This is a genomic window from Spiroplasma endosymbiont of Polydrusus formosus (genome assembly GCF_964263245.1).
GTDB lineage: Bacteria > Bacillota_I > Bacilli_A > Mycoplasmatales > Mycoplasmataceae > Spiroplasma.
On sequence record NZ_OZ181656.1, the window covers coordinates 643,650 to 655,968 of the forward strand.

Below are 12,319 nucleotides of genomic sequence, written 5' to 3' on the forward strand. Positions count from 1 at the left end.
GTAATTGGGTTGTCGTCTAATTTATCATTTAAGCTTTTAATTTGAACAATTTAGCCATTCTTATTGTAGTAAATATATGATTGACGTTCATCAGTAACATAGTAAATATCATTCTTGATTAACTGTTAATACAACTACATTGTCATCAATCCCAGTAATTTTCTTTACTTTTGTTGTATTATTAGACAAGATAAAAATCCCTCGTGGTGTTCCAAAATAGGTCATATTATTATTAATTTTAATAGCATTACGAGGGGCAATATTATTAATTCCTTCAATTCTTTTTTGTATATATTATTTATCATTAAAAATAAACGGAATATTTCAAACACCATTTATTATACATCAATTATATTGAGGTGACATTTTGGGTAAAAATAGAACTGGTAATAATGCATGCGACAAACATTTTTTTCATTTATAAATCTTTCCACTTCCTTAGCATTAATTTTTAATTTTCATAAATTAGACTAAAATAATAACTACATATTTAGTTTAACAAAAAAATTAATTAGTGATTAGATTAATAAATCTTGAATAAAAAATGTTATTTATTTAATAACATTTTTTATTCCATTGTAATATTTGTTAATTTATTTTTCTTAATTTTTCAAATTCCAACACCAATTACTAAAATTAAAATAAAGCCAATTGCTAATGTTGCAACGGAAACAACATAAAACGAGAAGGAAGGAATTAATAACATTCCGGTGTTTTTAAAGATAATATTAGCAATAACATTCCATAACAATTGTGCAATGACATAACTTAAAATATAACCAATGATAATTGCTAATAAATAGAAGCTTAAGACAATTCCAATAATTTTCCACGTCGAGTACCCCAACACTTTTAAAGTCAAAATCGTTCGCCGATTCTCATCCATAACCATTGAAATTAACACAGCTAAAATTAAAGCAACAACAATAATTGTTAGACCCTCTAAAACACTAAGAACATCCCTAACAGTCCGCATTCCTTGCGAATAATTTTCACGCAAAGTATCGAATGGTCAAATCTTATTAAGCCCATTTAATAATTTTAAATTTGTTCTTAAATCAAAAATATTTTTATAATCCTGTTTTTTGTTTTCATCAAACATCGTAAAATTATAATTATTAGTCAATGAAAATAAAGAAATAAGGCGATACGGCTGTAAGGTTACTCCTAATGGGCTAGCTCGTGATGCAACAGCATTATAATAAGAATCTGGTAAAAATTTCTGCCCTTTTTTTGTTAAATTAACTCATTGATTCATAACTGTAATTAATGAATCTTGATTCATATAAATGTTACCCGAACTAATATCAGCATCATTTGATCCAACAAATTTAAAAATAACAGGAACATAACCAATAGCATTTGTAATACAAACATTTAATTTAAAAAGTTCGCCCGGCATTAAATTTATTGATTGATACACTCGTTTGGTTATGACAACCGGAATTGGTTTATTAATTGATCCACTTGGATCACCCCTCGTTGGTTCTTCACTAATTTGATAATCAAAGACTTCTGTTTGAACAACATCACTTGATACTGTTTTGGAACGATAGTTTAACAACTGATTACGCTTTGTTTCATCGCTTGTTAACCCAACAACATTTAATTGCGAAACAGGATTTTTTGAATTTTTGTGATCACCAGGACTTCAACCTGCTGATAAGCAGACATACGGAAAATCATAATTTTTATTATAAATCATATATGGACCTAAATAAACATCCGGATATTGGCCATGCGCCGTTGAATTTAAACCATTAATCAAATTAATCTCACTAATAATTGCTTGAATATTGGCTTCGTTTACCCCATTTTTAATTAAAATTGGTTTAATTATATTAATAATTTTTATTAAATTATCTCAGCCATTAATTCATTCTCCATAATCATAATTCTTAACTTTATAATTAGCAATTGCTTTAACTGTCTCGGCACTTAAATATGGATATGTTTTTGTGTTATAATCATAATTAATCTTACTTTCAATAATACTTGAACCACTTGGATCACCAATAATATTTAATAAATCACCACAATCTTGCTTTGCATTATTCACGTTTGAAATAAATAAATCTGTAAAACACATTAAGGGATTTGGAAAATTAAATGTTTTATTATCATCAAAAATCTTTGCCTCATGGTAATATTCATCCCGTTTATCATCAGAAATTCAATGATAAGGTTTTTTATTAAGTGCTTCTTGCGCAATATCTTGTTGATCATAACTAGTAATTAAATATGACTTAATATCATTTTTAAAATAACGGAAAGAATCTTCTATAATCCCTTGAGATATAACACCCGCATCTAATTGAAAAATTAATAAAAAGAATGAAAAAGCTAAAACAACTAAGACCGCCATTCACCTCCCTAATGATTTTAAGACAAAAGCAAATGACAAATTAACATTAAATGTTAATCCAAAATGGGCATATTTACGACTTTTTTTGACCTTTTTGGCTCGGAAATTTAAATTAGAACATTTTAAATCATAAATTAAATCCAAGGCGGTTCGACTTAACAAAATAAATGAAATTAAGAACGCCATGCTAATAAAAATAAACGGAATAATAATTGTTGCCGAAACAAAAATTAACAAATTAAAGTAAAAGGAAGATAATGGTAAACCAACTGAATATAAATTAAAACCAGTAAAATAAATTTGCAGTGGAATACCCAGAGCTCATCCTAATAAACACCCGATTAAAGTTGTAAAAATAATATTAAAAGTAAAAATAATAGATAATTCAAAACGATGATATCCCAATGATTTTAAAACCCCAATTTGTCTTTTTTGATGGGTAATATCTTTCTTAATGAAAAAGCCAATAATAAATAAAATAATAATTGAACAAGCAACTGCAATTGAAGTATTAACAATAAAACCAGTATTTGTTAACATTACGACTTGACCTGGCAATGAATCTTCAAAAGCAACAATAGCATTATCCGGAGCAACAAAATAATTACTTAAAACTTTTCGTAATAATGTTATTTTTTGGGTGTCTGTTAAATCGCCATTAATATTAATAAAACCAGTAACTTTTTCCGTTCCGCTTGAAAAATTTTGTTTAATAACATTAAAATTAAGATCGTTCATAAATAACATTGACCCATTTTTTAAATCAATAATTTTATGCCCTGTCGCAAGGGTTGACAAACTAACTAAATCGGGATAAATGTTACTGTACTTTGCCCCATATCCAGTAATATTAAAATGTAAATTTTGACTATAACCTAAATTAAAATGCCCCCCAAGTTTTAAATGATTATAATCAGCATATTGTTTGCTTAAAATAATATCATTCTCTGCTAATTCAACGATTTGTTCTCTCTTTGTAACTTCAAAAAGACGATTAAACGGCTTACGAAAAATATCATCGCCACGTCAACTATCGCCATTAAATAATAATTTTTTATTTTTGCTAACAGAAGTGGCATTAAAATATTGGGTATCTTTTGCTAAATTATTCACCGTAAACTGATAACCCGTATTAAACCCAAGACCTAAACTAGCATTGTCTTCCATAATCAAATCATTTAACTGACTTTTATTATAGTTCCGAATAATATAACTTAAAAAAGTTGCAGCAAAATTATTATTAAAATTTTTAACTAAGGCCGTAAAAGAAGCCGTTCCAGTTAGTTTGTTTAAATATGTCGGTTCTTTTGATCAAGTACAAATTTCATTATTCGTTAAATCACAATTTAATCCCATTACATCAGCAAAAACATTATTAAATGTTAAATGCTCATCATCAATTTTCGTTTCGTCATAAAACTGAGCTAAAAAAACACGATTATTTTTGTTTATTTTCCAATCATCACTTCTTTTTCACACATTATTATCAATATTTAAACGATCTAGTCTAATTTCATATTGGTAGGGTAAACTATTTTTATTAATATCATGTAAACCGTTTTTAACTTGAAATACCGTCGAAAAAAGCGCCGTAAATGTTAAAACAGCACCAATAATAAACAAAATTAGCCCAATAAATTGAGTTATTTTTTTTGTAAACCCTCACGTTGCTTCTTTTGCAAGATTTCACATATTAGTCACCCATCCCAAAGTCTATCAATTTAATTATATAAGAAAAATAATAGATTTTATAATAAGGTTAAAAATTTTAAATCACCTAAATAATTTAAAATTTTTAACCTTATTATCGTCTAATTAATTTACAAAAATCATCATATCCTAATAAAATTAACAATGGAATAACCATAATCACTAAAAATACTGTGGTCATTTATCATAATAACATTGGTGATGCATCAAATTTATATTTCTGTGTTGTAGTTAAAAAAATAAATTTAAGCCCAGGTATATATTACCTGAATTGTAAAATAATTGTTCAATTACAATGATATGATTCCTTGTATGATCTACAATTAAATAGTTTGAATAAATTAAAAAAAATATAATATTGCTACGGCAGATAATCGGTTAGACACTTAATATTCAAACCAAATTATTTTTATTGATCCCGAAAATATTAAAGTGTTATCAAATCAAAAACATAGTATTTTAGCATTAAATGAAAATATTAATTTATAAAAAATCGTTAATTTGTATTAACCAATTGTTAATGTTAATGCTAACATTAAATTAACATATTATTATAGTAGTAATTTAGTTGATGGTGTGGATAGTGACTTAATTTTTGCGAATAATAATAGTACAGTGCTTTTGGCGGAATTGTTCATGAAAAAATGTTAGAGCATTTTAATACGGAACTAAATATTAAAAATTTTTATAAGTTAGACAATTATCTTAAACAAAAATTATTTATTACTTATCCAGCTAGTTTTATTGCTAGTTAAAAATTTAATTTTAAAAAATTTGCAACAAAATTAATTGAATTAAAAATATTAAAATTGAAGTTACTGTTAAAAACTTTGGGCAATTAATACTAATTTAAATAATTTGTATTATTATTAACCTGATTATACAATTTTTTTACAAACTATTATTTAGTAAATGTGGTAGTATATATTATTTTGAGGTTTTAATAAAAAAATAAATAATTAGAAACAAATTAAATTTCGCTTATATATTAAATGATAACAAAATTTATAAAAAAGTTGAATTTTTTATAAATATAATTTTTAGTTAAAAAATATTTTCTAAAATTATGAATTTTGACAAACTAAAAAACACTTTTAAAAATTACATTAATTAATTTTTTAAAGTTTTTGATTAAATAAATAAATACTGGTTTTGAAAATGATTTAAATTTTGAAATTGATTTAAATTAAAAATATTAAATTCAATTTATTCCTCATTAGTTTTATTAGCTTTATTATTAAGTATTAACATTGAAACAATTAACATATTATTAAATGTTTCTTTACAATATATTTTTGCTCCACGCCATTTAACAGCTTTAATATAGTGTGAGGCATCACACCTTCCATGTGACAACCAATATTGTATTATAATGCTTGTTTTTAACACCCGCTTCATTATTTTCAATTAATTTAATAGTTTGTAATAAAAATTCCTTTTTATTTCCAAAAACATAATGTAAATGAGAATTTAATAAATTTAACAATTATTCATGATATCCATCAAAGAAAAATTTTTTTCTTAATTATATTTTAATATGTGAATTTTATTTTTTCTAAGATAAAGAAATAATTGTTTAAATCTATTTATTAAATGAAATTTATCCAAACTATATAAAAAAATATTGTTTTTGTATTTTTATTTTATTGCTTTATAATTTTTTTAATTCAACAGTCACCATAAATTAATATTAAAATTTTAGTATATTCGTTAATTTAATAAGTATCCATTAATTTAAAAATTTTATCTATAAAATTAGTAATACTTGCTTTGTCATTTTTTTTGATTAATATTTGCAGTATTATTAATTTCAAAAACACCCTTTTTATTTTTAATTACTTTTATTTTTTTAATTGATTTTTTTCATCAATATCAACATGAATAATTGAAAACAAAATATTTTCTTAAACTCTTTTTTATTTTATCATATCGGTTCAAAATCACCATCAATTTGGATATATAAAACATTATTTGGGATTTTAATTTTATTATTATTTTTATTACTAATATAATCAACTTTTATAATCAACTTTTTCTAAATCAACATTTTTAAATATATTTGATAACGTTCTTTCGCTAGTTTTAGCATTTTCTACAGTATGTAAAATATCTTTATATATTTTTAAATCACCAAAAAATGAAGTAACTTTGGTCGCATAAATAAATTAAAGGTTTTTAGACAAATAAAAAATACCTTTAATTTATTGAATTAAATAACATTTAAAAATAAAAACCCTTATTTTATTTATGCGACCGTAATTTTACTTATTAAATTTTGTTCCATTCTTTGATATTTTTTTAAACCTAATTATTCTTCTAAAGAAGAACAATTTATATTTTTATTTTTATATTATTTTGCTAAATTATTTTATCTTGATTATATTATTTTATCTTTTTTTTGATATAATTATTCTACAAAAAACTAAAATTAATATATTATTATATAAAGGTAATAAGATAAAATGATAATTTGAATAAAGTATGCAGTTAATCGAGAATATTTTTTTGATAATTAAATTAAAAAACCGTATTTTAAATAATTGCTAAAAAATATTGATCGAAAGTACGAAAGTAAAATTTGTTATCAAACAAAAACAGATATTTTTCGTTTATTTACCTTAATTGAACCAAAAAATATTAAGGTTGTCATTATTGGTAAAGATCCTTATCCATATCACGAGTCAAGCAAACGGATTTGTGATATCTCTCAGTCGTAACATTATTAACAAGCCCCATCTAAAACTTTAGTTGATATTCCAACGCCATCTATAACACAATTAATTCACCATCTAAATGATCAAAAGTTCCTAACCCAAAATTAACTTTTTAAAATAGTTTTACAAAACCAATCACGCCATCAAAATTACCTGCCGATAAACTTGTTATTGTTAAAAAATGATAAACATTTCTAAATTTTTGAACCATAAATAATAAACTTCTTTTTATAATAAACTTTGTCTTTGAATCACTTATTAAGACTATTTCTTGTTAAGACTATTTAAACATAAAATTATAGATAAAAAACATTTAATTTTTAAAATGTTTTTTATCCTTTACCTTTGCATCCAAATCATGATATTAATTCATCGAATGTAGCTTTAATTGCTTCATATCCTGGTTTTAATAATTTTCGTGGATCAAATCCTTTACCATTTTCTGGTTTGTCTTTTCCTTCTTCAATATATTTTCTAATTGCAGCAACAAAAGCAATTTGTAATTCAGTATTAACATTTATTTTACTAACTCCTAATGAAATTGCTTTTTTAACTTGCTCTTGTGGAATTCCACTACCGCCATGTAAAACAATCCCAATTTTTGCTGCATCTTGAATATCTTCTAATGCTTGAAAGTTTAACCCTGGTCATCCTGTTGGATATGGTCCATGAATATTACCAATTCCAACAGCAATAAAATCAATTCCTGTTTCTACCATTTCTGCCGCTTCTTTTGGATCACCAATTTCCCCAGTACCAACAGAACAACCGTCTTCTTCCCCGCCAATAGTTCCGATTTCTGCTTCAACTGAAACATCATTTGGTTTTGCATACTCTACTACTTCTTTGGTGTTTTTTAGATTTTCAGCAAATGGATGGTGACTACCATCATACATTACTGATGAAAAACCAGCATCAATAGCTATTTTACAACTCTCTACTGATTGTCCATGATCTAAATGTAACGCTACTGGAACTGTAATGTTTAATGAATCTAATAAAGAATTAACAATCACAACAACTAAATTATAGCCTCCCATATATTTAATTGCTCCTTTTGAAGCTCCCAAAATAATTGGGGTTTTTTTTTCTTGTGCCGCTTCTAATAAAGCTTTTGTTCATTCTAAATTATTAATATTAAAATGACCAACAGCGTATTTATTCTGGTGTGCTTTTTTAATTATTTCACTAGCATTAACTAATTTAGCATGATATTTTTGTCCCATAATTTCTTTTCCCTCCTAATATAAAATATTATACAAACATTATAAACTTTTTATTTTAAAAAATACGGTAAAACAAAAAAAATTATTAATATTTGGATAATTTACCAAAATTTACCAAAAAAAAGATAAAAAATAATAATTTTTAATCTTCTTATCATTTTTTATAAATCTCGCGTTATAAATAACGTACTATTATGACAACATATAGTAAACAAACAAAGCTTATCATTACCTGATAGATGTGTCCCTAAAAGGTAATACCCAAAGATAGGTATCCTTTAGTAAATAATTTTTCATAGTTTTTTCTAAAGGGCACTCCCGATAAATGAATGCCCTTTTATTTTAATTTTTGACAATAATTACAAAAATAAGTTCCTCTTCCATTAACAAAAATTTTGTCAATTTGTTGATGGCAATTAATACATTCCATTTTATTTCGACCATGAACTTTTAACTGTTGTGAAAATTTACCATTAAACCCTGGTTCAGGATGATAAGTTGCGATTGTTGTTCCACCCTCATTAATTGCTCTTTGCAAGACGAGTTTTGTATTATCAATAATATTTTGATAATCTTGATCTTCTAAATTTTTAGTCTTTCCTCCCGGGTGAATTTTGGAAGCAAATAAAATTTCATTTGCATAAATGTTGCCGATTCCAACAATAACATTTTGTTCCAATAATGTCGTTTTAATTGGTTGGTCTTTATTTTGTCAAGCATTCTTTAAGTATGAAACTGTCACTTTTTCATCAAATGGTTCATACCCCAATTTATTTAAAGGTGCTTGTTGTAAATAATCCTTTTTGCTATATAAATGCATTGTTCCAAATTTTCTTGTATCATGATAACGCAATTGAAAGTCCTTATCAAGCTCAAATAAAATCATAATATGTTGTCATTCTCCTAATTCATCTTTTACGGTGAAATGGTATTTCCCTTCCATTCGTAAATGACTAATTAAAACATAATCATTTAAAATAAAAAGCAAATGTTTCCCCGCTCGATCAATTCGATTAATTTTTTGTTGAATAATTTCATTAGTGAACTCTTTCGGATCAAGGGGATATTTTATTATTTTATTTCAAAAAATTTGACAACCCGTAATTGTTCTACCAACAACATGTTTTGTTAAAATACGACGGACTGTCTCAACTTCTGGCAATTCTGGCATACTTTTTCTTCTTTCCTAATTAATAATTCATTTATTTTATTATGCCTAATTGTAAAGTTAAGTACAACTAAATTATTTTTCTAACCAAATATTCGATTGGTGAAAGATAATTTAGTTGTACTTAACTTTACAATTAGGCATAATAAAATAAATGAATTATCAGCCCTTTTTAGGACACTTTTTATATGGACTGTTGTTTTCTAAATTCAACAGGTATTAAATAATTTAAACTACCATGAATTCAAATATTGTTATATCAATGCACAAAGTCAAATAATTTGTATTTTAATTGGGTTAAATTTATAAATTTTTGTTCCTTGACAAATTATGTTTTAAAATTTTTGTAAGTTGTTTCATCCATAACATTATCATAAAGATAGCCTTTTTATTGCTTAATGATTGTTTGATGTTAAAAATATTTAAGGTATTATCAATGATTTTATTTTTAAATTCATTACCCCAGTTATTATGAAATAACGTAATTTGTTTTAATGGTCTTATAATTGAATAAAAGGTTTCTTGCACTAGTTGTACTATTTTATTTGTCTCGACACTATAGCCAATTATTTCACGATTAAACAAGTCAATTAACAAACAAAAATAATGTCATTTAGCAACCACCTTGAACATATGTTAAATCATTAACAACAACTTCATTGGGTTGTTTATTATTAAATTCACAGTTTAAAACGTTGCTAATTTCGTTGTTATTAACCACCAACTTATGATTACAATATTTTAAATTTGGTGCATTTAGATACTAACTGATTTTTAATCATAATTTGGCGAATTTTTCTTCGCGATAAGACAATATCTTTCTGATTTAAAAAGCTTTAATTTTACAAGATCCATAAATTTTGGCGATTATCATTATAAATGCATTGATAACTTTTTGTTCATAATTATTAACATCAACCATAGCCACATTTATTAATTTGATAGTAATATGTTGATTTTGTTATCTTTAATTTTGATCCTATTTGACCAATTTTTCGCATGGAATATTTTTATTTATTATTGTTAATAATTTCTATTTTTTGCCAATTATCAGCGACGCTTGCTTTAAAAGGTTGTTTTTCATTTGTAATTAGATTAATTATTTTCGCAAGGCAATCAAGTTCATTTTCTTCAACAGTGCGATTATTTTTCGCTTTAAAAAATCCAGAATTATGAAATTTTTCAATTAACTGATATATAGTTGATTTTGACACCTTATATTATTTAAAAATTTCAAGAATGTTTTGCTACTTTGATAAAGTAAAACAATTTGTTTTTTAAATTCATCGGTATATAAATTTCTTCCTATTTTTATATTTTTACTTTCTTCATAATTATATTTTATTTGAAAGTCCACATAAATATGATTAAACTTCTTGTAAACTATTCATAGTTTATTAATTATTTATAATGCAAAAAATATTAAACGAATGATACAAAATTCTATGAAAAATTTAAATTTTAAACAAAGGACATTATTAATTGACATTTATTGATGGATATAATAAAGAAATAGTTGATGTAAAGTTATCTAAATATAACAACACTAAATTAGTAATGGATAATTTAAATGATGCAATTAATAAAATAAAATTGATAAAAAAAGATCTAAATGGCATAATAATTCACCTCAGATCACGGATATCAATATAAATTCGCTATTTATCACGATAAATGTTTATCTAACGGTATTATAATTTCAATAAGAAAAAATTATCACTATTCAGATAATATTGTTATAGAAATTTTTAATTCATTACTTAAAAAAGCTACAATAAATAAGAAAATATATAATTCACATTAAGAATATATACAAAATGTTATTAAATGAATAATTTATATTCAAACCGTAAAGAAAAAGATATATTTAAAAAAATAGTAAATACTTTTTATTAGTAATTACTAAAATTGGTGTAGTCTTATATTAAAAAGATTTATTATAATTTGATTCATTAAAAAAATGGTTAATCCAATATATCTGAAATAACAAAAATATTGCATAAAAATAGCAATACAATTATACTAGAAATAAAAAAAATTAAAATATAATTAATATGACGTTAAATTAACAAACGAAGATTATTTACAAAAACAGCAAAAATATTTTAAAAAATCATCATTATTGTTAAATATTTTATAATGAATAGATGAAAAATATAACAAATTTCATGATTCACCAGAACAAATTTATAAAAAATACGAAAAAATTTTAATATTAAATTTACTTTATTTTTTAACATTTTATATAAATATATTAATTTGGTATTTTTAAATTTCAAGAAATATAATTTATATTTTCTACCATGAAAATATAAAACAAAAAATAGGATTGATAATCGCGATAAAATAAGAAATTTTAGAACTATTGAATAAGCAAAACATGATAAATATAAATTTGGTTGATTTGAAATAGATAATATGGCTGATAAAAACAATAGTGTTTGTTTGGTTTCAATCGAGAAATTAACCCAATTTAAAATCATTGAACCATTAAAAGAAAAAAATAACAAAATCAGTTGCAAACGCAGTAGAAAGAAATTTTTTATAACAGATTTTTCAAAGATAAATATAAATAAACAATAGCAGATCAAGGTAAATAATTTGCTGATTTAGAAAGAATTGAAAAAATAACAAATGCTAAAATTTATTTTTGTAATGTTAAAACTCCAACACAAAAACCAAAAGTTGAGAGAGAAATTCGTGATTTTAAACATTGATTTTTAAAAGGAACTGATTTAAGTATTTATTAAAGAAATTATTTTCAAGAAGTTGCTAATATATTAAACGCTAAATTTAAAAAATCTTTACACCAAATATTTTTAAAAGAACTTTTTATATAAATATTTAATTTTTAATATAATTACTTATAAAATTTTAATCATTTTATTTTTCAGTGTGTCAAAATTCATAAATTTAAGACAAAACTACTGAATTTTTTTAAAATAAATTGTATTTAACATTTATTTTATTGATGTTATAATGATATCAAATAAAGTGCTACACTTCATAGTACAATTTACAAATTTACTAACTTTTTTATTTTTTATTTTAGGTTTATTAGTTATTGATTTTTTTGACAAATTACTTTTTGTTTGTGCCATTTTTATCAACGCCTTTTGCTAAAAAATATTGTAAA

General features: G+C 23.8%; 7 protein-coding genes. 1 reads left to right on the top strand and 6 read right to left on the bottom strand.

Annotated features, from left to right (window positions below):
* Positions 1-568: 568 nt before the first annotated feature.
* Together ACE38S_RS03450 and ACE38S_RS03455 are read right to left on the bottom strand one after the other, a co-directional pair.
* Positions 569-4,057 carry an ABC transporter permease gene (locus ACE38S_RS03450; RefSeq protein ID WP_374696411.1) on the bottom strand — a complete coding sequence of 1,163 codons (3,489 nt, stop codon included), beginning with the start codon at positions 4,055-4,057 and terminating at the stop codon, positions 569-571.
* 1,224 nt (positions 4,058-5,281) lie between these two features.
* A complete protein-coding gene (locus ACE38S_RS03455; protein ID WP_374696412.1) occupies positions 5,282-5,431 on the bottom strand; it encodes a hypothetical protein in 150 nt (49 codons plus the stop codon).
* A 1,184-nt stretch (positions 5,432-6,615) separates the two neighbouring features.
* Between ACE38S_RS03455 and ACE38S_RS03460 the strand changes: the two genes are divergently transcribed.
* A complete protein-coding gene (locus ACE38S_RS03460) occupies positions 6,616-6,792 on the top strand; it encodes a hypothetical protein (RefSeq protein WP_374696413.1) in 177 nt (58 codons plus the stop codon).
* 329 nt (positions 6,793-7,121) lie between these two features.
* Here the strand turns inward: ACE38S_RS03460 and fba are convergent, their stop codons facing one another.
* The 4 genes from fba to ACE38S_RS03480 form a co-directional block, all read right to left on the bottom strand.
* On the bottom strand, positions 7,122-8,015 hold the full coding sequence (fba, locus tag ACE38S_RS03465; protein WP_374696414.1) for a class II fructose-1,6-bisphosphate aldolase: 894 nt from the start codon (positions 8,013-8,015) through the stop codon (positions 7,122-7,124).
* Between the two features lie 337 nt (positions 8,016-8,352).
* Positions 8,353-9,186 carry a DNA-formamidopyrimidine glycosylase gene (gene mutM, locus ACE38S_RS03470; RefSeq protein WP_374696415.1) on the bottom strand — a complete coding sequence of 278 codons (834 nt, stop codon included), beginning with the start codon at positions 9,184-9,186 and terminating at the stop codon, positions 8,353-8,355.
* A 300-nt stretch (positions 9,187-9,486) separates the two neighbouring features.
* A complete protein-coding gene (locus ACE38S_RS03475; protein ID WP_374696416.1) occupies positions 9,487-9,780 on the bottom strand; it encodes a hypothetical protein in 294 nt (97 codons plus the stop codon).
* A 413-nt stretch (positions 9,781-10,193) separates the two neighbouring features.
* Positions 10,194-10,397, bottom strand: a complete 204-nt coding sequence (locus tag ACE38S_RS03480; RefSeq protein WP_374696417.1) for a hypothetical protein — start codon at positions 10,395-10,397, stop codon at positions 10,194-10,196.
* Positions 10,398-12,319 lie beyond the last annotated feature (1,922 nt).